19 protein-coding genes and 1 pseudogene are annotated in these 22,535 nt (G+C 68.1%); 6 read left to right on the top strand and 14 right to left on the bottom strand.

Annotated elements, in window-relative coordinates:
- Positions 1 to 290: 290 nt before the first annotated feature.
- Positions 291 to 1,805 carry a mannose-1-phosphate guanylyltransferase/mannose-6-phosphate isomerase gene (locus tag WS92_RS01105; RefSeq protein WP_015603770.1) on the top strand — a complete coding sequence of 505 codons (1,515 nt, stop codon included), beginning with the start codon at positions 291 to 293 and terminating at the stop codon, positions 1,803 to 1,805.
- Positions 1,806 to 1,877: 72 nt separating this feature from the next.
- On the opposite strand, the gene WS92_RS01110 is transcribed toward WS92_RS01105, so the two are convergent.
- From WS92_RS01110 to WS92_RS01150, 9 genes are all read right to left on the bottom strand, one after another.
- The gene (locus WS92_RS01110; RefSeq protein WP_059928913.1) at positions 1,878 to 2,882 is read right to left on the bottom strand and encodes a transposase; all 1,005 of its coding nucleotides are present in this window, start codon (positions 2,880 to 2,882) and stop codon (positions 1,878 to 1,880) included.
- A gap of 586 nt (positions 2,883 to 3,468) precedes the next feature.
- Positions 3,469 to 4,050, bottom strand: a complete 582-nt coding sequence (locus tag WS92_RS01115; protein ID WP_059928917.1) for a DUF3501 family protein — start codon at positions 4,048 to 4,050, stop codon at positions 3,469 to 3,471.
- Between the two features lie 23 nt (positions 4,051 to 4,073).
- Positions 4,074 to 5,414: a heterodisulfide reductase-related iron-sulfur binding cluster gene (locus WS92_RS01120; RefSeq protein WP_006027959.1), complete on the bottom strand. Its 1,341-nt coding sequence runs from the start codon at positions 5,412 to 5,414 to the stop codon at positions 4,074 to 4,076.
- 110 nt (positions 5,415 to 5,524) lie between these two features.
- Positions 5,525 to 5,947 carry a rubrerythrin family protein gene (locus tag WS92_RS01125; RefSeq protein ID WP_009915736.1) on the bottom strand — a complete coding sequence of 141 codons (423 nt, stop codon included), beginning with the start codon at positions 5,945 to 5,947 and terminating at the stop codon, positions 5,525 to 5,527.
- 253 nt (positions 5,948 to 6,200) lie between these two features.
- Positions 6,201 to 7,235, bottom strand: coding sequence for an N-acetylmuramoyl-L-alanine amidase (locus WS92_RS01130; RefSeq protein ID WP_006027961.1), 1,035 nt, complete (start codon positions 7,233 to 7,235; stop codon positions 6,201 to 6,203).
- A gap of 345 nt (positions 7,236 to 7,580) precedes the next feature.
- Positions 7,581 to 8,849, bottom strand: coding sequence for an RNA polymerase sigma factor (locus WS92_RS01135; protein WP_059928921.1), 1,269 nt, complete (start codon positions 8,847 to 8,849; stop codon positions 7,581 to 7,583).
- Positions 8,846 to 9,385, bottom strand: a complete 540-nt coding sequence (locus tag WS92_RS01140; protein WP_006027963.1) for an SRPBCC family protein — start codon at positions 9,383 to 9,385, stop codon at positions 8,846 to 8,848. The genes WS92_RS01135 and WS92_RS01140 overlap by 4 nt, the downstream gene beginning before the upstream one ends.
- A gap of 30 nt (positions 9,386 to 9,415) precedes the next feature.
- Positions 9,416 to 9,829: a YciI family protein gene (locus tag WS92_RS01145; RefSeq protein WP_059928924.1), complete on the bottom strand. Its 414-nt coding sequence runs from the start codon at positions 9,827 to 9,829 to the stop codon at positions 9,416 to 9,418.
- 165 nt (positions 9,830 to 9,994) lie between these two features.
- Positions 9,995 to 10,348 carry a YciI family protein gene (locus WS92_RS01150; protein ID WP_009915739.1) on the bottom strand — a complete coding sequence of 118 codons (354 nt, stop codon included), beginning with the start codon at positions 10,346 to 10,348 and terminating at the stop codon, positions 9,995 to 9,997.
- Between the two features lie 370 nt (positions 10,349 to 10,718).
- On the opposite strand from WS92_RS01150, the gene WS92_RS01155 reads away from it, so the two are divergent.
- The 4 genes from WS92_RS01155 (at position 10,719) to WS92_RS01170 (ending at position 15,263) form a co-directional block, all read left to right on the top strand.
- Positions 10,719 to 12,593, top strand: coding sequence for an ExeM/NucH family extracellular endonuclease (locus tag WS92_RS01155; protein WP_015603971.1), 1,875 nt, complete (start codon positions 10,719 to 10,721; stop codon positions 12,591 to 12,593).
- Between the two features lie 388 nt (positions 12,594 to 12,981).
- On the top strand, positions 12,982 to 13,362 hold the full coding sequence (locus WS92_RS01160) for an ElaB/YgaM/YqjD family protein (RefSeq protein WP_006027967.1): 381 nt from the start codon (positions 12,982 to 12,984) through the stop codon (positions 13,360 to 13,362).
- A gap of 48 nt (positions 13,363 to 13,410) precedes the next feature.
- Positions 13,411 to 13,995 carry a BPSL1445 family SYLF domain-containing lipoprotein gene (locus WS92_RS01165; protein ID WP_006027968.1) on the top strand — a complete coding sequence of 195 codons (585 nt, stop codon included), beginning with the start codon at positions 13,411 to 13,413 and terminating at the stop codon, positions 13,993 to 13,995.
- A 209-nt stretch (positions 13,996 to 14,204) separates the two neighbouring features.
- The gene (locus WS92_RS01170) at positions 14,205 to 15,263 is read left to right on the top strand and encodes an AI-2E family transporter (RefSeq protein WP_015602527.1); all 1,059 of its coding nucleotides are present in this window, start codon (positions 14,205 to 14,207) and stop codon (positions 15,261 to 15,263) included.
- 60 nt (positions 15,264 to 15,323) lie between these two features.
- Here WS92_RS01170 and WS92_RS01175 read toward each other — a convergent pair whose 3' ends face one another.
- Both WS92_RS01175 and WS92_RS01180 read right to left on the bottom strand, forming a co-directional pair.
- Positions 15,324 to 15,752: a hypothetical protein gene (locus tag WS92_RS01175; RefSeq protein ID WP_006027970.1), complete on the bottom strand. Its 429-nt coding sequence runs from the start codon at positions 15,750 to 15,752 to the stop codon at positions 15,324 to 15,326.
- Positions 15,753 to 15,881: 129 nt separating this feature from the next.
- A complete protein-coding gene (locus WS92_RS01180; protein WP_059928926.1) occupies positions 15,882 to 17,978 on the bottom strand; it encodes a TonB-dependent receptor in 2,097 nt (698 codons plus the stop codon).
- 495 nt (positions 17,979 to 18,473) lie between these two features.
- Between WS92_RS01180 and WS92_RS01185 the strand changes: the two genes are divergently transcribed.
- Positions 18,474 to 19,679 carry an MFS transporter gene (locus WS92_RS01185; RefSeq protein WP_043282924.1) on the top strand — a complete coding sequence of 402 codons (1,206 nt, stop codon included), beginning with the start codon at positions 18,474 to 18,476 and terminating at the stop codon, positions 19,677 to 19,679.
- 37 nt (positions 19,680 to 19,716) lie between these two features.
- On the opposite strand, the pseudogene WS92_RS01190 reads toward WS92_RS01185, so the two are convergent.
- From WS92_RS01190 to WS92_RS01200, 3 genes and pseudogenes are all read right to left on the bottom strand, one after another.
- A pseudogene (locus WS92_RS01190) lies at positions 19,717 to 20,805 on the bottom strand (NADP-dependent oxidoreductase); the annotation flags it as partial.
- A gap of 18 nt (positions 20,806 to 20,823) precedes the next feature.
- Positions 20,824 to 21,615 (bottom strand): SDR family oxidoreductase, encoded by a 792-nt coding sequence (locus WS92_RS01195; RefSeq protein WP_059928932.1) that lies wholly within the window; start codon positions 21,613 to 21,615, stop codon positions 20,824 to 20,826.
- Positions 21,616 to 21,754: 139 nt separating this feature from the next.
- Positions 21,755 to 22,525: an SDR family oxidoreductase gene (locus WS92_RS01200; protein ID WP_059928934.1), complete on the bottom strand. Its 771-nt coding sequence runs from the start codon at positions 22,523 to 22,525 to the stop codon at positions 21,755 to 21,757.
- Between the last annotated feature and the right edge of the window lie 10 nt (positions 22,526 to 22,535).

Below are 22,535 nucleotides of genomic sequence, written 5' to 3' on the forward strand. Positions count from 1 at the left end.
ATTTTTTCGTCGGCATGCCGATTTTCGGCCAGCATGTTTTTCCGAATCAATCGTCCCGATAGACAACCAGAAGATATGAAAATCGGCCCGATCGCCTTTGCCTGAGCGGCTCCCTTCGGTTGGCACCCAATATTTTTCTAATTTTTTATTCATTTGTTCGTGCGCATCCCGTGCAATTTTTATGCACCGCACGATAGTCATCCGACAATCTTTCCGATCCGCGCGATTCTTTTATTGTCGATTTACGTCGTGCTACAACGTCGGGACAGTCTTGTACTCGAGGAGTGATCATGAACGCCACGCTCGCCGCGGACGCACGGTCCGCTTGCGCCGCCGGCACGCGCGTCGCCGTGCAACCCGTCGTATTGGCCGGAGGCTCGGGCACGCGCCTCTGGCCGATGTCGCGCGAGCGTCATCCGAAGCAGCTAATCAATCTGCTCGGCGACGAATCGCTGCTGCAATCGACTGCGCGCCGCCTCGACGGCCTGGCGGGCGCTCATCCGGTGTCCGAACGAATGATCGTCGTGTGCGGCGAGGAGCATCGCTTCACGACCGCCGAACAATTACGGCTCGCGGGCAAGGACGCGACGCTCGTGCTCGAGCCGCTCGGCCGCGACACCGCGCCGGCGCTGACGATCGCCGCGCTGCGCGCGGTCGCGGGCGGCGACGACGTGGTCCTGACCGTGATGCCCGCCGATCACGCGGTCGCCGACGTCGCGCGCTTCCAGCAGGCGGTCGCCGCAGGCGTGCGCTACGCCGAGCAAGGAATGATCGCGACGCTCGGCATCGTGCCGACGCGCGCGGAGACGGGCTACGGCTACATCCGCGTCGGCGCGCACGCGAGCGCGAGCGACGCCGAGCTCGGCGTCGCGGCAAGGAAGCTCGACCGCTTCGTCGAAAAGCCGCATCTCGAACTCGCCCGGCAATATGTCGCGTCAGGCGAATATTGGTGGAACAGCGGCATCTTCATCGTCCGCGCATCGGTATGGCTGAAGGCGATTCGCCACTTCCAGCCCGCGATCCACGACGCATGCGCGCGCGCAGTCGCGCTCGGCAGCGACGACGGTCCGTTCTTCCGCGTCGATCGCGACAGCTTCGCCGCGTCGCCGTCGAACTCGATCGACTACGCGGTGATGGAGCCGCTGTCGAACCTGCCCGCGGTGTGCGAGGGCGCCGTCGTGCCGCTCGACGCCGGCTGGTCCGACGTCGGGTCGTGGGACGCGCTCTGGCAGATCAGCGACAAGGACGCCGAAGGCAACGTCGCGCGCGGCCGCGTGTGCTTCGAGCAGGCATCGTCGACGTTCGCGCATTCGGAAGGACGCCTGATCGCCTGCGTCGGCACGCAGGATCTCGTCGTCGTCGAGACGCCCGATGCGATCCTCGTCGCCGATCGCGCGCACGTGCAGGACGTGAAGAAAATCGTCGGTCGCCTGAAGGCGGAATCCGGCACGGAAGCGTCCGATCACCGGAAAGTGCATCGCCCGTGGGGACATTACGACTCGGTCGACAGCGGCGAGCGCTTCCAGGTGAAACGGATCGTCGTCAAGCCGGGCGCGCGCCTGTCGCTGCAGATGCATCACCATCGCGCGGAGCACTGGATCGTCGTGCGCGGCACCGCGCGCATCACGCGCGGCGACGAAACTTTCCTGCTGTCCGAGAACGAATCGACCTACATTCCGCTCGGCGTGTCGCATCGGCTCGAGAATCCCGGCAAGATGCCGCTCGAACTGATCGAGGTGCAATCGGGCTCGTATCTCGGGGAAGACGACATCGTCCGCTTCGAAGACAACTATGGACGGCACTGACGGAACGGCCGCGCCGAAGCGACCGCGCGGCCCGCGTGCGAGCGGGCCGCGCGGCGAGAGGCGCTGCCTCGTTCAACCGACGCGATAGGCGTACTCGTGCCGGTCGATCTGCGCTTGCGACGCATCGCCGCGGCCTTCCGCCAGCGCGCGGCGGCGCTCGGCCGCGAAGTGCTTGATGTTGGTTTCGGCCATCGCGAGCGCGGACAGCCCGGCGATCGTCGGCACCGATTTGCCGACCTGCCCGGCAACGGGCGCCGACGCCTCGCGCGCATCCGGCGCGCCCGCGCATTGACGATCGATCCATTGACGCGCCCAATCGAGCGCATACTGCTCCGCCGATTCGGCATCGGTGAAACGCGGACCGATGAGACCCGAGCGCTCGACGCGCCGATCATCCCGCACGATCTCCGCCCACGCGCGATACATCAGATTCTGCACGGGCTGCGCAATGCCGTACACGGTATAGCCGCGATAGGTTTCGGTTTGCGGCGCGTGCGTGGCGAAGCTGAACGACGCGGCATGCGCGCGGCCGTGCCCATGATCGCGCACGGGCGCGCCCGGCACGGCGAAGCCGTGATGATCCGGCGCCTCGGCGTCGCGCGCCCCGTCTTCATCGTCGTCGCTCGCGAAGCGGTGGACATTCACGCCCGCGCCCGGACGGCAGACATCCGCCTGAGCGACAGGCAATTGCCACGACTCGGGGTTCTGCCAGAACACGCCGCGCAGGCGATCGCAATCGGCGGCCGGCTCCGCGCGCCGCACGGGCGCGACGGGCTCGGGCGGCGGCGGCACGTAGGCGAACGCGCGACCGCTCTCTTCCGACAGCACTCTCACCATCTCGCCGAGCGTGCCGCTCGCAAGCCATTCTTCGAAGCGGCGCCGGCACGTCGGGCCTGACGGATAGCGGCCGGGCAGTTTCGACCACGGCTCGCCCGTGGTGAGAATCCACAGCACCGCGTTCGCGACGACCCGATTCTCCGCGCGCGGACGGCCCCGTCGGTTCAGTCGGATGGGTTCATCGGCGATCAACGTCGACAGACGGGCCCACTCTTCATCGTTTAGCTCATCGAAGAACATAGATCTCTCCACGCAGCCAGGCCGGGCTGCGATTGGCGGCACGGCCGCGAGCAAATCGCGCTCGTGACCGCGGCCAGGTTGCACATGGACGCTATTCGGTTGTGCACGTCGGCGCATCAGGCACAAACAAGGTGCCGCGGCTCCCGACGACGACGCACGAACCACTGTCTCACTCGTATGCGATATTTTTTGTGCATGAAGCATACCATCATCAGGGTTTATCTCAATATGACAACAGCGTCATGTTACGCACTGAAACAAGAAAGTCGCCAAGCAGGGTCAGCTTTTCTTTTCAATTTTTATGACGTTTTTATCTCTGCCGGCTCGAGAGTCCCGTCCAGCAAGGCTGAAGGGAAGATGAAAACTACCTTGAAGACGGGTTCCCGCACTAGCTCCCACGCTTAGCGGAAGCATTTTCCGATGCCGTTGCAACATCGGTAAATTAAGGGAAAATACGTGACAAATTGTTTATGAATCGGTAAGTAAATCCTTTTTCGATCGTTATACTTTTCATTACGCGCAATCTCATAATTGATTGAATGCGGTCGATGCCAGCCCCGTCGACGCTTGCCGCGCGCTCGCGCGCTCAGTCCAGATCGCGGGCGAGCGAGGCGGCAACGTCCGGATCAATTCTCGTCGTTTGTACCGGATAGTTAGGATGGTCGCAGCCGATCGATAGCGACGCGCCCGCCTTGAGCCTCGCCTTCAGCGCATCGCCGAACTCGAAGCGCAGGAAGTGCACGGCGGACGTCTTCTCCGCGGTATCGCGTTCGAGGTCCTCGTCGGCGACCGCATAGACGGGCGTCTCATCGTCGACGACGAGGAACACGCGATCCTCGATGCCGATCAGGCGCGTGAGCGCCGCGCGTCGCTGCGTTTCGTTTTCGTATTCGATCTGCAGCGTCGCCTTGAAATTGCTGCCGTCCGGCACGAGCGGCAGATACGCGTCGAGCTCGGCCTGGATGCCGTCCTCGTCGAAGATCTTCTCGATGTGCAGCATCTCGTGGATCTGATAGCGGATCGTCGTCTCGTCCTCGAACAGCAGGCGCAGATGATTGCCGATCGATACCGCACGGCGCTTCTTGTGCTCGATCACGCGCGCATGCTCGTGGCGGCGCACTTTCGCGTACGCTTCGAGCGTCAACAGCGAATCGCGGGTGAGCGTCATGTGATGGCCCTCGTCCGGTACGCTCAGACGCCGTACGCCTTGCGCAGCAGCGTGAGCGGATGCGCGAAGGGCGGCGGCTCGACGCCTTTCGCGCCGATGCCCTCTTCGATGTGGTGTCCCGCGAGCGCGCAATCGGACGACATGTAGTCGGGCGTCTGCTCCGCGATCGACTTGAACACGGGCGCGCCGATCTTCAGCGCCTGCTCGTGGAATTCCTGCTTCACGCCGAACGTGCCCGCGTGGCCCGAGCAGCGCTCGACGACGTTCACCTTCGTGCCCGGCACGAGCGACAGCGCGTCGGCCGTCTTGCGCCCGATGTTCTGCACCCGCGCATGGCAGGGCACGTGATATGACACGGTGCCGAGCTCATGCCTGAAATCGGTCTTCAGCAGCCCGTCGCGATGGCGCGCGATCACGTACTCGAACGGATCCCAGAACGCGTCGGCGACCGCGCGCACGTCGGGATCGTCGGGAAACATCAGCGGCAGCTCGCTCTTGTACATCAGCACGCAGCTCGGAATCGCGCCGAGCAACGCATAGCCTTCTCGCGCGTAGCGGGCGAGCACGGGGATGTTCACCGCCTTCTTCGCGGCGACGCCGTCGAGATTGCCCTGTTCGAGCAGCGGCATCCCGCAGCACGCCTCGCTCGCGACGAGCTCGTACGGGATGCCGTTGTGCGCGAGCACCGCGAGCAGGTCATGGCCGATGCCGGGCTCGTTGTAGTTCACGTAGCAGGTCGCGTAGATCGCGACGCGCCCCGGCGTGCGCTCGCCGTCGCCCGACGGCGGCGAGACGGGCGAGCGCTGCGCAGCGCGACGGAACTTGCGCGACGCGAACGGCGGCAGCCACGCGCGCCGGTCAACGCCGAACGTCGCTTCGAGCGCGCTGCGCATCGCAGGCGTGCGGTTCGCCGCATTGACTGTCTGCGTGACGATCGGGATGCCGGCGAAGTGGCCGAGCATGTCGGTGTTCGACAGCAGCTTGTCGCGCAGCTTCACGTCGTTGCGCTTGTAGCGCGCGGCCTTCGCGCGCAGCATCAGATGCGGAAAGTCGACGTTCCACGGATGCGGCGGCACGTATGGGCATTTCGTCATGTAGCAGAGGTCGCACAGGTAGCACTGGTCGACGACCTTGCCGAAAGACTTCGGATCGACCGCATGGGCTTCGCCCGTATCGGTCTCGTCGACGAGATCGAACAGCGTCGGAAACGCGCCGCATAGCGACACGCAGCGCCGGCAGCCGGCGCAGATCTCGAACACGCGCGTGAGCTCGCCGTCGATCGCGGCCTGATCGTAGAACGCGTCCGAGCGCCAATCGAGCGGGTGCCGGGTCGGGGCCTCCAGACTGCCTTCTCGGTGAGACATGGGGCGGCTCCATCACGTTGTGCGCGGCCGCGCGCGTTGCGCCGGAACTCGCGGCGACGCGCGCTCGCGCGGCCGCGTCCGCTGGCCGGGGGCGCACGCGCGCGCCGCGCTCAGTCGACGAGCCCTTCGAGCGCTTTTGTATACCGGTTCGCGTGGCTGCGTTCCGCCTTCGCGAGCGTCTCGAACCAGTTCGCGATTTCGTCGAAGCCTTCTTCGCGCGCGGTCTTCGCCATGCCCGGGTACATGTCGGTGTACTCGTGCGTCTCGCCCGCGATCGCCGATTGCAGGTTCTGGCGGGACGAGCCGAACGGCAAGCCCGTCGCCGGATCGCCGACCGCTTCCAGATATTCGAGGTGGCCGTGCGCGTGGCCGGTTTCGCCCTCGGCGGTCGAGCGGAACAGCGCGGCGATGTCGTTCTGTCCCTCGACGTCCGCCTTCGATGCGAAATACAGGTAGCGGCGATTCGCCTGCGACTCTCCGGCGAACGCGTATTTCAGGTTCTCTTCGGTCTTGCTGCCCTTGAGCTGTGCCATCTGCGCCTCCGTGTCCGATGCCGGCGCGCGCGGCGCCGGACCGGATGAACGATTGTGGGGAACGATGCGCAGCTCGGCTGCCGCCGCTGAGGCACCGTGCATTTCAATCTAGGCGCTCGCGCGCGACTCACCCAATAGGCTTTTTCAATGTCGTCGATAGTCGTCGCGGCGACGCAGGCGGGAGCGGCGGGGCCGAACGATGGCCGTGCTGCGTCGCGTCGCGGCGCAGCACGGCATGCAGGCGTGAGCCGCGTCAGCGCGACGACGCGGGCGCGAGCGGCCACACGTCGCTGCCCTTCTCGCCCTCCGGCGCGGTCGTGGCCGGCCGCGCCTGCTTGTTGATCGCTCGGCCGCGGCTGAAGTACTTCTCGAGCAGCGCATCGAGAATCGCGACGGTTTCGACGTCCGGCACGCCGTCGTAGCGCGACGGCCGAAAGTGCATCTGGAACGCCGACACGACGTCGACGGTCCGCGCGTCGAGCGTGCCCGTCTGCGGCGCGTCGTAGCCGTATGCGAGCAGCCTCGACTGCAGGCTCGCGACGTCGCCCGCGAACGGCCGGTTGGTGCGGTAGTAATCGACGGCCTCCGTCTCCGGCCACGCGCCGATCCTGTATTGATCGTAGAGTGTCTTCCACGGGAACAGCGGCCCCGGATCGGTCTTGCGGCCGGGCGCGACGTCCGAGTGCCCGACGACCTTGTGCGGCAGCACCTGATGCCGCGCGACGACGTCGGCCGCGAGCGCGCCGAACACCGCAACCTGCGCGTCCGGATACGGATACCAGCGCCGGTTCATCAGTGGCAGGTTTTCGTCCTCCGGCGGAAAACCGAGATTGACGATCTCGATGCCGACCGAGCCCGCATTGAGCATCCGGTCGCCCTGCCAGTAGCTGACGCCCGCGTGCCATGCGCGGCGTGCTTCGGGCACGAGCTCGAAGACCTTGAAGCGCTGGCCGCCGTCGGCCGCGTCGGGCACCAAATAGTGCGAGCTGACCTGCCGCTGCGGGCTCGTCAGCGAGACGATCGAATCCGCGAGCGTCTGCGCGGTGTAATGCAGCACGAGCGTGCGCACCCGCGAATCCTGATTCGGCGACTGGATCGAGCGATCGATCGTATAGCCCGCGCCTGACGGCTGCGGCGCATCCTGCGCGTGCGCGGACGACACGATGCCATCGCCGTCGCCGCAACCGGCAAGCGGCATCATCAGCATCCCCACCGGCCATGCCGACGAACGCGCGAGAAACCCGCGCCTGCCCTCGTTGATGATTTTCGCTTGTTGTTCTTCAGCCATACCCTTTTCCGTTCGAGTCGTAACATGCAATTGAGAATCGGCGCGATGCGCCGAGCGAGTAGGTTGCGCGATGACGCGACGCGCGACCGTGGGAGTCGACGGCGTCGCGCAAGTTCCGATTCGGAGTGCGATGTATTTTTGGGAGACGGGAGAGCTTCGATGCGAACGCGACGTTGCGGCGGGGGCGCGGTGATGATGTGCCGCGTGTCGATGTTTCGCGTGAGGGGGTGGTGGTTTGCGGAAGGCTACGTGAATCGGCTCGACATGTATCTGGAACCTGTCCGCATTTTTGTGGGCGATGCGGTTGAACAACAGATTATCCGCGCGCCGCCCGCACGCGCCGCCTCACCGCTCCGTTGCGCGCGCAAGCAGCATCTCGCGCTCGCGCGCATTGAGCGTCATGTCGGCCGCGCGCCGGAACTCCGCCTGCGCCTCGTCGCGCCGCCCGAGCTTCGCGAGCAGATCGCCGCGCACGCTCGGCAGCCAGTGATAGCGCGCGAGCGCCGGATCGGCCGAAAGCGCATCGGCGATCTCGAGCCCCGCCGCCGGCCCGAACGCCATGCCGACCGCAACCGCGCGATTCAGCTCGACGACGGGCGAAGGCGCGACCTGCGCGAGCGCGTCGTAGAGCGCGACGATCTGCGCCCAGTCGGTATCGTCGGCGCTGCGCGCCCGTGCATGGCACGCGGCGAGCGCCGCCTGCAGCGCATACGGCCCGCTCGCGCCGCCGAGCGCCTCGGAGCGCGCGAGCGCGGCGAGCCCGCGCCGGATCAGCAGCGGGTCCCAGCGGCCGCGGTCCTGGTCGAGCAGCAACACGGGGCGCCCTTGCGCGTCGACGCGCGCGTGCATCCTCGACGCCTGGATCTCCATCAGCGCGACGAGCCCGTGCACCTCGCTCTCGTCGGGCGCAAGCTCGGCGAGCACGCGGCCGAGCCGCAGTGCTTCGTCGGTCAGCGCGGGGCGCATCCAGTCGTCGCCCGCCGTCGCCGAATAGCCTTCGTTGAAGACCAGGTAAATCACTTCGAGCACCGAAGCAAGCCGCGCCGCGCGCTCCGGCGCGCGCGGCACCTCGAACGGCACCTTCGCCGCCGACAGCGTGCGCTTCGCGCGCACGATTCGCTGCGCGATCGTCGGCTCGGGCGCGAGAAACGCGCGCGCGATCTCGCCCGTCGTCAGCCCGCCGAGCAGCCGCAGCGTCAGCGCGACGCGCGCATCGGTCGAGAGCACCGGATGGCACGCGGTGAACACGAGCCGCAGCAGATCGTCGCCGATGTCGTCGTCGCGCGCCGCCTCGAACACGTCGGCGACGTCCGGCGCGACGTGCGCGCCGATCGCCTCGAGATCGAGGCCGATCTGCTCGCGCTTGCGCGCATGCAGCACGTTCTGCCGCAGATGATCGAGCGCGCGGCGCTTCGCGGCCGTCATCAGCCACGCGCCCGGATTGTCCGGCACGCCGTCGTCCGGCCAGTGCTCGAGCGCGGCGACGAGCGCGTCCTGCGCGAGCTCTTCGGCAACGCCGACGTCGCGCACGAGCCGCGCGACATGCGCGATGATTCTCGCGGCCTCGATCCGCCAGACGGCGTCGATCGCGCGGTGAACGGCGGCGTCCGTCATGCGCGCCCTTCGGCGAGCGCCTTCAGGTTCGCGAGCCCCGCGGAGAAGTCCGTGCCGACCATCTTGTCGATGCTGAAGAACACCTGCATCAGCTTCGACAGAAACGGCGACGGCCCGTGCATCGCCCACGTGACGACCGTCGCGTCGCCATCCGGGCGCAGCGTGAATTCGGCGACGTTGTGCGCGTCGAACGGCTTCACGAAATCGAGCCGCATCGTCAGGTGCGACGGCTCGGTGAGCTCGGTGATCTCGAAGCGACCGACGCCGACCTTCTCGCTCGTCCACGCATAGCTCGCGCCGACGCCCGACGTCACCGCGCCGTACTCGCCGTGCAGCGTCGGATCCTTGCGCTCGTAGGGATTCCACGCGTTGAAGCGGCGCAGGTCCGCCAGATAAGGAAAGATGCGCGCGGCGCTCGCATCGATCCGCGCGCTGCGCTCGACGCGAAACGTACCCGGGCGCGATGCCGCATACAGCATCAGCAGCAGCGCCAGCGCGAACACCACTGCGCCTGCGATCACCACGATCTGGACCATTGCCGTCTCCTGTCGCTCCCGCCGCTATCGTCAGCCGAGCTTGCTCTCGAGCTCGCGGAACCGGTCAACCGCGTCGCCCGGCTCGAAATCGTCGAGCTCGAACAGTTGCCGCACTTCGATCTCGCCGTCCTCGCTCTCGCCGAACGGCGCGGGAAAGCGGCGGGCCCACTCGAGCGCCTCGTCGCGCGAGCGCACCTGGATCAGCGTGTAGCCGGCGATCAACTCCTTCGTTTCGGCGAACGGGCCGTCGATGACGGCGCGCTTGCCGCCCGAGTAGCGCACGCGCCAGCCTTTCGACGACGGTTGCAGGCCGGCCGCGTCGAGCAGCACGCCCGCCTTCGCCAGTTCTTCGTGATAGGTCGCCATCGCGGCGATCAGTGACGCATCGGGCATCGCGCCTGACTCGCTCGTCGCATTGGCCTTCACCATGATCATGAAACGCATCGCTCTCTCCTTTCGAAGATGACAGGACGCGCGATCCGGCGTCCTGTCCCTACGACGGGCGACGCGATCCCCGCTCGACACGGGGCGCGCGGAATCAGGGGAAACCCCTACCCTCGCCGGGCATGCGATGTCCGGCTGCCGCCGCTCGCGTCGATTCGCGAGCGCTTACCGGAAGCACGGCCCGATCTCGCGAACCTCCACCGAGCACCATTCGGCGGCGGGGCAACCCTTCGCAATCGCGAGCGCCTCGCCTTGCGTCTCGACATCGAGCAGGAAGAAGCCGCCGACCATTTCCTTCGCCTCGGCGTACGGCCCGTCGACAAGGCGCACCTCGCCGTTGCGCACCAGCACGCGCGTGGATTTGTCGTCGGACACGAGCGATTCGGCGCCGATCAGCACGCCGCGCGACTGAAGCTCGCCGGCGAAATGACGCATCCGCTCGTACAGGGCCTCGCCTTCGGCTCGCGTGCGCGCCGCGCGTTGGCCCCGCGGTTCGACGATCAACAACATGTAACTCATTTGCGTCACCTCCTATGACGACGCCTTCCGGAATCGCGCGGTGCGGCCGCGCCGCGCCGCCGATCGTGGAACGGCTGCGCTTCTATTTTGAGCGGGCCGCGGGCGGCGGTCCATCAGAATCGGCGGCCGCGCGGGCATCGCGAAGCCGCGCGGCCGATCGCACAGATTGCGCACGGGCCGCGCTCACGAAGACGTTCCGCGCGGCCGGTGGAAACGGTTCTGTCACACTCCGCTCGATCCGCCTCGATGATGCGCCGCCGGCACGTCCGAAAAAAACCTGGCCAGATTACATATTCCCATCCATTCTTTACGCAAAACTGTCAACATGCATCACTAAGCTTTCAGGATTCCCACACAACGGACCATCCTCATGCGCACGCCAACGCCCTTGCTCGCCTTACTGCCGCTCCTGTCCTCCATCGCCGCCGCACCTGCGTTCGCGGCCACCGCCGCCCCCGTCAGCACGAACTGCGGCGGCAGCGCGACGCCGATCTCCGAGATTCAGGGCGCCGGCGCGCCTTCCCCGCTCGCCGGCCAGAACGTGTCGATCGAGGCTGTCGTCACCGCCGATTTCGGCGGCGCCGACGGCTTCGGCGGCTTTTTCGTCCAGCAGGCCGATGCGCAGCGCCGCAACCAGCCCGGCGTGTCCGAGGGGCTGTTCGTCTACTCGCCGAAAGCGCGCGCACAGGCGGGCGACCTCGTGCACGTGACGGGCAAGGTCGAGGAGAAATACGGGCAGACGCAGCTCACGCAGTCGGGCGCCATCGCGGTCTGCGCGAGCGGCCAGTCGGTCACGCCCGCGACGCTCGCGCTGCCCGTCGACAGCCCGAGCGCGTTCGCCGCGTATGAAGGCATGCTCGTGCGGCTGCCGCAGACGCTGACCGTCACCGAGGTCTACGAACTCGGCCGCTACGGCAGCGTGCTGCTCAGCAACGGGCGCCTGCGCACGCCGACGAGCGTCGTGCCGCCCGCGCAGGCGAAGACGGTGGCCGACGCGAACGCGCGCAACCGGCTGATCCTCGACGACGGCTCGAACAAGCAGAATCCCGCGACCGTCCCGTATCCGGCGCCGGCGCTCTCCGCCGCGAACACGCTGCGCGCGGGCTACACCGTCGCCAACGTCGAAGGCGTGCTCGAGATGCGCTACGGCGCATGGCGTCTGCAACCGGTGCCGGGCGCGCGCGCACCGGCGTTCGGCGCGAGCGCGAATCCGCGCACGAGCGCGCCCGCACGCGATGCGCGCGCGAACCTGCGGGTCGCTTCGTTCAACGTACTGAACTACTTCAACGGCGACGGCGCGGGCAACGGCTTCGACGATCCGAACAACCGCGGCGCGAAGAGCTACGAAGAGTTCGTCCGGCAGGACGCGAAGATCGTCAGCGCGCTGAAGGCGCTCGATGCCGACGTGATCGGCCTGATGGAAATCGAGAACGACGGCTACGGCCCGCTGAGCGCGGTGCGCCAGCTCGCGGCGAAGCTCGGCGACAACTGGCGCGTCGTCGATCCGGGCAGCGCGCGGCTCGGCGGCGACGCGATCGCGGTCGCGCTGATCTACGACAGCCGCAAGGTGAAGCCGGTCGGCAACGCGGCAACGCTCGCGATCGACGACAGGAACCGCCAGCCGCTCGCGCAGACGTTCCGGCCGATCGGCGGCTCGCGCGCGGTGACGGTCGCCGTGAATCACCTGAAATCGAAGAACTGCCCGGACGCGACAGGCGACGACCTCGATCAGGGCGACGGCCAGGGCTGCTGGAACGCGACGCGCTCGCGCGCGGCGGCGAAGGTCGCCGACTGGCTCGCGCGCAATCCGACCGGCGCGCACAGCGAAGGCGTACTGCTGATCGGCGACCTCAACAGCCACACGTACGAGGACCCGGTTCGCGCGCTCGAATCGCGCGGCTACGTGAATCTCGTGTCGAGCAAGATCGGCGCGGGCGCGTACAGCTACGTCTACAACGGCGAGGCCGGCTATCTCGACCACGCGCTCGCGACGAACGCGCTCGCATGGCGCGTGAAGGCGGTGCACGACTGGCACATCAACGCGGACGAGCCGATCGCCCTGCAATACACGCTCGCGTACAAGACCGCCGAGCAGCAGCGCACGTATTACGCGCCCGACGCGTATCGCTCGTCCGATCACGATCCGGTGCTGATCGACATCGCGCTCGCCGACGAATATGCGGCCGCGGCGTCGCGCCGGGGCGCGGAGATGGCGGCCGCGCACAGCCGTCGCCCGTGGCAGTGACGCGTCCGCTCGCCCTCGGCGCAAGCGCGCCTGGACATCCATGCAACGACGGAAAAACGGCGGCATCGTCGCCACGATGTAGAAAACGACGTGGACAAGAAGAAAAAGGAAAGGCCCGACGCCCGTCGACACATGAAGAAAGTCACATTTACCGAACGACGGCGCAATAAAACGTAAAAAATTCCGCCGCCGATTCGGGCAAGCGGCCGCTCCCGCGCCGGACTGCCGCACAAACTGTTGCATTTTCCGCCGCCCCCCGCCCCGCAACGGCTTCGGCTCCGCGGCGACGGCTTGCCGCCGTCGCCGCGCGAAACTCAGGGCCGGATAACGGATCACACATGAGCAACGTCCGCACACTTTCCCTTCAACCATCAGGAGAACGACCATCATGGCTCTTTCCGACACTGTCGAATACAAGCTCGACCGCGGCCTCTCCGAAGCACGACGCGCCGGCCGCCGGTTCGCGCGCGATGCGCGTTCCGCGGCGCGCGACCTGAACGGCGACGTAAAGGACAACATGCGCTCGCTCGTCGACGAGCTCGACGCGCTGCTGAAGGAGGACGTCGACGTCGACGCGCTCCGCAAGCGCCTGCACGGGCGGCTCGAAGCCGCGCGCGACACGCTCGACGACGCGTCGTGGCACGCGTCGCGCCGGCTGCGGCAATCGGCCGAGCGCGTGTCGCAGGCCGTCCACGACAACCCGTGGCAGACGGTCGGCATCGTCGCGGGCCTCGCGTTCGCAGCAGGCATCCTCCTTGCGCGTCGATAAGCGCGGCGCTCTCGCCCGACGTTCAACCATCAAGATGGAGGAAGCATCATGCGCAAGACGCTCGTTATGAAGGTCGCGATCGCGACCGTGCTCGGCAGCCTGGCGCTCGCAGGCTGCACCACCACGCCCGACAAGCCGTCGACCGCATCGTCCAATGCGTCGACCCGGGAGGCGATCGATGCGCGCGTGAACGCGACGCTGTCGCGCCTCTACTCGACGGTGCCGGGCTCGCGCGAACTCGTCTCGAAGTCGCGCGGCGCGCTCGTGTTCCCGAACGTGCTGCAGGCGGGCTTCATCGTCGGCGGCCAGAGCGGCAATGGCGCGCTGCGCGTCGGCGGCGCGACGCTCGGCTACTACAACACGTCGTCGCTGTCGGTCGGCCTGCAGGCGGGCGCGCAATCGAAGGCGCTCATCTTCCTGTTCATGACGCAGGACTCGCTCGACAAATTCCGCAACTCGGACGGCTGGGCCGCCGGCGCCGACGCGTCGATCGCGCTCGTCAAGATGGGCGCGAACGGCGCGGTCGACACGACGACGGCAACCGCGCCCGTGGAAGTCATCGTGCTGACCAACGCCGGCCTGATGGGCGATCTGTCGGTCAACGGCACGAAGGTCACGCGCCTGAAGCTCTGAGCTGAAACGCCGGCGGAAGCGGCGCGGCGCCTCGCGCGTGCGCGCCGCCTGCGCCGCGGCATTTTCAATCGCAGCCCGAACGATATCCGCTCGGGGCGGGGCAACGCACGGTCGCCGCGCCGCACGCGTCAGGCATAATCGATGCGTCACGGCGGGCCGCCGCGGCGCGGCTTGCCCGTCCGATCAACCATCCTCCCCCCGAGCACATCATGGATAGCGGGAACGATCACCAAAAATTCTTCCACCTGCTGCTTCTCGTCGTCACCGTCGGCCTTTGCTGGATATTGACGCCGTTCTTCGGCGCAATCTTCTGGGGAACCATTCTCGCGATCCTGTTCCAGCCCGTGCAGCGCTGGCTCGCCGCGCACTTCGGCAAGCGCCGCAATCTCGCCGCGCTCGTCACGCTGTCGCTCATCATCCTGATCGTGATCCTGCCGCTCGCGTTCGTGACTGCGACGCTCGTGCAGGAAATCGCGTACGCGTATCAGCAGATCAAGACGCTGCAGCCGAACATGACGCAATACTTCCAGGAGTTCATGCACGCGCTGCCGAGCTCCGTGCATCGCGTGCTGCACAACTACGGGCTCACCGACATCGCCGGCATCCAGAAGAAGCTGACCGACGGCGCGGCCGCGATCAGCCAGTTCGTCGCCGCGCAGGCGCTCAGCATCGGGCAGAACACGTTCCAGTTCGTCGTCAGCTTCGGCGTGATGCTGTATCTCGTGTTCTTCCTGTTGCGCGACGGCGGCGAGATCGGCCGCCGCGTGCGGCGCGCGCTGCCGCTCAACGAAGCGCACAAGCAGCATCTGCTGACGAAGTTCACGACCGTCGTGCGCGCGACCGTCAAGGGCAACATCGCGGTCGCGGCCGTGCAGGGCGCGCTCGGCGGCCTGATCTTCTGGATTCTCGGGATCGAGGGCGTGATTCTGTGGGGCGCGCTGATGGCGTTCCTGTCGCTGCTGCCCGCGATCGGCGCGGGCCTCGTCTGGGTGCCCGCCGCCGGCTATTTCGCGGTGACGGGGCAGGTCTGGAAATGCGTGATCCTCGTCGCGTTCTGCGTCGGCGTGATCGGGCTCGTCGACAATCTGCTGCGGCCGATCCTCGTCGGCAAGGACACGAAGATGCCCGACTGGGTCGTGCTGATCTCGACGCTCGGCGGCATGGCGCTCTTCGGCATCAACGGCTTCGTGATCGGCCCGCTCGTCGCCGCGCTGTTCATGGCGAGCTGGGACATCTTCGCGCGCACCGAGCAGACCGACTGGGAATGACGCGGCGATCGAATGCGGCGGGCAACGCCGCGCATCGCCCGCCGCATCGCGTCGCGCCGCTTACTCGAAGCTGAAGCGCAGATCCTTGACGACGGGCTCCTTGCCCCAGTCGAACGAGCACACGCGCCCGGTCTCGAGGCTCACCGCGTCCGCGCCCTTGCCCTGCGTCTCGCTGACAGGCGCGCAACCGCCCGAAATCGTCACGGTGGGCGTGCCCTGCTTCGACAGCGGAAACTCGATCGCGCCGTCCTCCGGCACCGTGTGCGTGAGCGCGACCTTCTCGACGTAGTCGTCGGGCAGCATGAAGATCGGCGAATCGTCGACCCACAGCGTGTAGTAGTCGTGCTTGAACGGCGTCTGCTCGACGCACATCTTCGACGTGTGCGCGCCGAGCTTCTGGGTCTGGCACAGCGGCGCGGCGACGCAGACCGAGCCTGCAGCGAGCAGCGGCACGAGCGCCGCCCAGCTTTTCTGGATTGTTCTTTTCATTCTTGACTCGAAAAGGAATGGCGGAAGGGGGTCATGCCGTTTCGCGCGGCGATCGCTATATTACAAACGAACGCCGGCGAACAGAAGAGGGGCGCGGACGGGCGGCGGATGTGCCCGCGCGGCGCGCGCTCAGAACGTCGTGCGCATCCCGACGGTCACGCTGCGCCCGCCCTGCGGCGCGATGTTGCGCACGACCGAGCTCGCGTAGCGGATGTCCTGGTTCGTCAGGTTGTCGCCGCGCAGATACGCGAGCCAGTTTGTCGCGCCAACGCGGAACCTGTACGTCAGCGCGACGCCGAGCGACGTATAGCCGTCGGTCGCGAGATCGTTCTCGGGCACGCGATGCTGCGCCCACGCATGCGTGACCTGCGCGCGCGCGCCGAACGGGCCGTAGCCGTAATCGGCCGCGAGCGTCGCGCGCAGCGGCGCGATCCGCGGCAGCGGCTCGCCCGTGTCCGCGTTGCGCGCATGCGTATAGTCGGCGCTCAGCTCGAGATCGACGCGATGCCCGCGCTTCTCGAACGCGCGCCACTTGCCTTCGAGCTCGACGCCGTAGAACTCCGCGCGCACGCCGCGATAGACGGCCTCGCGCAGCGCGTCGCCGGCGCCCGCCGCCACGGGCGCGCCTTCGTCGTCGACGAGCCGTCCGGTGTCGTATTCGGCCAGATAGTTCCGAAAGCGGCTGTAGAACACGCCGACGCTGCCGCGGTTCGGCCCGCTCGCGTAGCGCAGCGCGAGATCGGTCGACACCGCCTTCTCCTTCGGCGCGTCTGGCAGGCCGATCAGGTATTGCCCCGTCGCGCCGTGCGGGCCGTTCGCGTACAGCTCGTAGAACGTCGGCGCGCGCTCCGTGTACGACACGTTGCCCGCGAGCGACCACGCGGGCGCGAGCTGGTACAGCGCGCCCGCCGACACGCTGCCCGCATTGAAATCGCGCGAGCGCGCGAAGCTGAACTTGTCGTCGCCGTTCGCGCTCGGGTCGAGCCGCACGTGCTCGATCCGCGCGCCGGCGGACAGCTTCAGCGCATCGGTGGCCTGCCACTCCTCGAGGCCGAACAGCGCGACGCTCGTCGTGCGCGTCGTCGGCGCGAGCGCCTCGCCGCCGAGCGCGGAAAACGTGTTCTGGCCGACCTGCACGCCGAGCGCGCCGTCGAGCGGGCCGAGCTTGCGGTGACGCGCCTCGACGCGCGCCTCGTAGCCGTGGTTGCGGAACGTCGTGCCCGTCACGCCGTCCTCGATTTCACGGTGCAGATAGTTCGTGTAGCCGAAGTCGAATTTCAACTGCGAGAACGGCCCGCGCAAATTGCGCACTTCCGATGCGACCGCGACGCGCTCCTGCCGCATCTGCAGCCGCGCGTCGGTTTCGGCGACCGAGCCGTAGTTCGATTCGTAGCCGCTGTACGACGCGCCGACGTAGCCGTCGGCCCACGTGTACGAGCCGCCCGCCGCGCCGCCGTAGCGGCGGCCGTCGCTGTTCGGCAGCTTGCCGTACGGCTGGCTTGCGTCTTCGCCGTCGAGCGCGCGCTGGCGCGCCGAATGCGCATAGCCTGGGATACGCAACGCGTCGGTCTCGCGGCTGAACGCATCGAGATGGAACGCGAAGCGGCCGTTGCCGCCTTCGACGAGCGCCGCGCCCGCGCGCGCGTTGTTCGCGCCGCCGTAGCTCGCGTCGACCGCGCCCGTGACGCCCGTGACCGCTTCGCGCGGAATCCGGTTGTCGATCGTGTTGACGACGCCGCCGACCGCGTTGCCGCCGTACAGCAGCGCCGCCGGCCCGCGCACGATCTCGACGCGCTCGACGGTCAGCGGGTCCTGCGGCACCGCGTGGTCGTATGACAGCGACGACGCGTCGTACGCGGCGACGCCGTTCTGCAAAAGCCGGATGCGGTCGCCGTCCATCCCGCGGATGATCGGGCGGCCGACGAGCGGACCGTAGGTCGTCGTCGACACGCCGGGCAGGCCGTTCAGCGTGTCGCCGAGCGAGTCGGCGCGACGCAGCGTCAGCTCTGCGCCGGACAGCGACGCGGTCGGCGAAGTCAGCGCCGATGCGCCAAGCGGGTTCGCGGTGACGAAGATCGGCGCGAGCGCCGTCTCGGGCGGCGCGTTCGGCGAACGGTCGGCTGGCGGCGCGCCCGTCTCGCCATGCGCAAGACTCGCGGCGAGCAGCAGCGATAAGGGATGCAGCCTGCGGGCGAAGGGCGGCGCGATACGTCGGTGGTCATCCATTGCGGTAATCGGTGTAGTGGTGTCGAGGTCGACGGAATCACGGGCCGAATCGCGCGGCGATAGAGAAACGATATAACGTATCAATTTCGGCGCGCATGGAGGCCCGTGGCGGAGCACATCGGCGGCCGGTTCGTCGGGTGCTGCGGTGTGCGCCCGGCTCGAGTCGGCCTGCGATGGGCTTGATATGTTATATCATTTCAAATTATGTAACAAATTGCTTACGGCGGCGTTGGCACTGATGCTGATGCCGGCGTCAGCGCCGCGAGCCATGCTGATGCGTCGCCGCGCGATTGCCGGGACGGCATCGGTCGGGCACGCGCGGCGACGAATCGGCGTTTCGACCAAAACGCGAATTCGTGCGGGTCGCGCGTCATGTGCCCGCGCAGTGACGCCGTTCGCGACCCAGTATCGTCACGACACGCGCCGCCCGGCCGCGCGCATCGGCGTGATATCGTCGGGCGCTCGCAAACCGGCAAAGTCCTTTCAGTTTCACGCATGCATCCTCTCCGATCGATCCTCCCGCTCGCCCTGTTGACCGCCGTCGGGCTCCTCGCCACCGACCTGTATCTCCCCGCCGTGCCGTCGCTGCCGCAGCAGCTCGGCGGCTCGATCGAAAGCGCGCAGGCGACGCTCGCCGCGTTCTCGGCCGCGCTCGCCGTGTCGCAGCTCGTCTGGGGCGCCGCCGCCGACCGCTTCGGGCACCGCCGCACGCTCGCGTTCGCGGTGCTGCTGCAACTCATCGCGGGCGCCGCGTGCGCGCTCGCGCCGTCGATGGGCGCGCTGATCGGCGCGCGCGTCGCGCAGGGCTTCGGGGTGGGCGCGGCGACGGTCATCGTCCCCGCGCTCGTCCGGCAGTCGTTCGGCGACGGCGGCGCGGTCCGCGCGCTCGCATGGCTCGGCATCGTCGAAAGCGCGGTGCCGGGACTCGCGCCCGTCGTCGGCGCGGCGCTCCTCGTCGTCGCCGACTGGCGGATGAGCTTCTGGATCATCGTCGCGCTGTCCGCTGTCGCGGCGCCGCTCGTGTTCCGCGCGATTCCCGCGGCTCGCGCGACGCGCGCGCCCGCGCATGCGAGCGCCAACGCGCGCGCGGGCGGCTATCGGCGGTTGCTGCGCTCGCCCGTCTATCTCGGCTACGCGCTCGGTCACGCGCTCTGCTTCGCCGCGCTGCTCGCGTTCGTCGCGAGCGCGCCGCAGGTCGTCGAGATCTGGCTCGGCGCGGGGCCGTCGACGTTCAGCCTGATGCAGGCGTGCGGCGTCGCCGCGTTCATGCTGACCGCCGCGCGCAGCGGCAAATGGTCCGACGCGCTCGGCCTCGACCGGATCATCTCGCTCGGCGCGCTGCTGCAGTTCGCGGCGTCGGCCGCGTTCCTGCTGCTCGCGTACGCCGATTGGCGTTCGACGGCGCTCGTCGTCGCATCGTGGATGCTGTTCTGCGGCTCGCTCGGCTTGCGCGGGCCGGCGTCGATGGCGCGCGCGCTCGCGGCCGAGCCCGCCGTCGCGGGACGCGCGGCCGGACTGCTGATGTTCTTCGGGCTCGGCGGCGCGGCGCTCGCGACGCAGGCCGTCGCGCCGTTCCTGCCTCTCGGGCTCGCGCCCGTCGCGTGGATGTGCGCGGGCTTCACGCTCGCGAGCGGCGCGGTCGTGCTGTGGGGAATCGCGATGCGCGACAGGCATCGCGCAGCGGCAACGGAAGTTGCGTGAGCCGGCCGGAGGCAGCGCGCCGGCGCTGCCCGCCCGATCACGCCTGCGGATCGACCCGCAGCACGAGCTTGCCGCGATGGCTGCCGTCGAACAGGCGATTCAGCACGTCGGGCGCGTTGGTCAGCCCGTCGGCGACGGTTTCCTCGGCCTTCAGCCGGCCGTCGCGCAGCCAGCCCGCGAGCGTCGCGATCGCTTCGCGGCTCTTCCGGTAATCGAGGATCAGGAAGCCGCGCATCGTCAGCCGCTTCGCGATCAGCACGCTGACGTCGTCGGACGGCCGCCCGCTGTTGTAGTTCGCGATCACGCCGCACAGCGCGACGCGTCCGCCGATCGCCATCCGCGAGAGCACCGCGCGCATGATCTCGCCGCCGACGTTCTCGAAGTTCACGTGCACGCCGTCGGGCGTCGCGTCCTTCAGCGCGCGCTTCCAGTCGTCGGACTTGTAATCGACGGCCGCGTCGAAGCCGAGCTCGTCGGTCAGATAGCGGCACTTGTCCGCGCCGCCCGCGATGCCGACGACGCGCGCGCCATGAATCTTGCCGATCTGCCCGGCAACGGAGCCGACCGAGCCCGCGGCCGCCGACACGACGAGCGTCTCGCCCGGCTGCACCGGCGCGATCTCGGTGAGCCCGTAGTACGCGGTGAGCCCGCTCATCCCGCACGCGCCGAGCAGGCGCGGCAGCGGCAGACCGAGCGCGGCGGGCAGCTTCGTGTAGTGCGCGGCTTCGCCGGCGCGCACGTGCGCGTAGTCCTGCCAGCCGACGAGCCCTTGCACGAGATCGCCCTCGGCGAATCCCGGCGCGTTCGACGCGACGACGCGGCCGATGCCGAGCGCGCGCATCACGTCGCCGATCGCCACCGGCGGCAGATATTGCGGGATGTCGCTCATCCAGACGCGATTGGTCGGGTCCATCGACAGATACAGCACGCGCACGAGCAGCTCGCCCGGCCCGAGCGCGGGCAGCGGCGCTTCGACGAGCGTGAAGTGCTCCTGGCCGACGCGCCCGTCGGGGCGCGCCTTCAGACGCAGTTGGCGATTGACGGGGGTGGACATGGGCATCACCTTCGAGGGTGGGAATGGAAACGGACGGCGTGCGCCCGCATCGGCGACCGCCGCGAGTGCGCCGCCAACGCATGCGCGGCGTCAGACCGCGCACATCCCGCCGTCGATCACGAGCTCCGCGCCCGTCACGTAGCGGCTCTCGTCGGACGCGAGATAAACGGCCGCATACGCGACGTCGTCCGGCTCGCCGAGCCGGCGCATCGGCACGCCGCGCGCGAGCTTGCGCGCCGCCTCCTTCTCGCCGACCTGCCGGACGATCGGCGCGACGATGCCGGTCATGATGAACGACGGATGGATCGAGTTGCAGCGCACCTCGGTCTGCCGGCGCGCGCAGTCGACCGCGATCGACTTCGTCAGCGACGCGACCGCCGCCTTCGACGCGTTGTACGCGGTGTAGTCGGGCTCCTGCTTGAACGCGGCGACCGACGAGACGTTGACGATCGACGCGGGCGCGCCCGCCTCCAGGTACGGCAGCGCGTGCTTCGTGCCGAGCACGATGCTCTCGACGTTGATCGCCATCACGCGCCGCCATTCGTCGCGCTCGATCTGCCCGACCGCACCGAACGAGCCGACGCCAGCGTTGTGCACGAGCACCGACAGCCCGCCCATCGCGTCGCTCGCCTGCGAAAGCCGCGCCGCCCACTGCGCTTCGTCGGCGACGTCCTGACCGGCCGCCCACGCGACGCGCTCGCCCGCCGCGCCGTTCAGCTCGGCGGCGAACGCATCGAGCACGGCCGCGTCGACGATGTCGGTCAGGAACACCTTCGCGCCCTGCTCGGCCATCCGACGCGCGATCGCGCGCCCGAGGCCGCCCGCCGCGCCGGTGATGAATGCGCGCTTGCCGGCAAGACGCGGCGCCAGATTCTTCGTCATGAACACTCCCTGTCGTTTTCGATGTGCGCTCGTCGCATGCGCGCTTCGCGCGCGTTCATGAAATCAGCCGCTCGGTCATCGGGCAATCGGCCGCCGGTCGCGAGGAGTCAACCATCGCCCCTCTCGCCCCTCTCGCCCATCAAACCGACAAATACCCGCCGTCGACGTTCAGCACCGTCCCCGTCGTATAGCTCGACGCCGCCGATGCAAGATACAGCACCGCGCCCGCCATCTCCGTCGGCTGCGCGGCGCGCCGCATCGGCACATGCGCGAGCACCTGCTTGAGCACGTCGGGCGTCTGCGTGAGCGCCGACGCGAACTTCGTGTCGGTCAGCCCCGGCAGCAGCGCGTTGCAGCGCACGCCGCTCGCCGCGCATTCGATCGCGAACGCCTTCGTCATCGAGATCACCGCCGCCTTCGTGATCGAGTAGATGCCCTGCCAGTAGCCGGGAATCACGCCGTTCACCGACGCGACGTTGACGATCGATCCGCCGCCGCCCTTGCTCATCAGCTTCGCGCCGCGGCTCGACATGAAGAAGTAGCCGCGGATGTTCACGTCGACGGTCTTCTGGAACGCGCCGAGATCCGTATCGACGATCGGCCCGTAGTACGGATTCGTCGCCGCGTTGTTGACGAGCACGTCGAGGCGCCCGTGCCTGCCTTCGAGCGACGCGAAGAGCGCATCGATCTGGCCGAGCTCGCCGACGTGGCACACGGCCGCCTCGGCCGAGCCGCCCGCCTCGACGATCTCGCTCGCGACCGCGCGGCAATCGTCGATGCGCCGGCTCGTGACGACGACGTGCGCGCCGAATGCGCCGAGCAGCTTCGCGGCTTCCGCGCCGATGCCGCGGCTGCCGCCGGTGACGACGGCGATCTTGCCGGACAGGTCGAACAGGTTGGGTGCGGTCATGGAGGATATC

The sequence above is a fragment of the Burkholderia sp. MSMB1588 genome (assembly GCF_001546925.1).
GTDB classification, from domain to species: domain Bacteria; phylum Pseudomonadota; class Gammaproteobacteria; order Burkholderiales; family Burkholderiaceae; genus Burkholderia; species Burkholderia humptydooensis.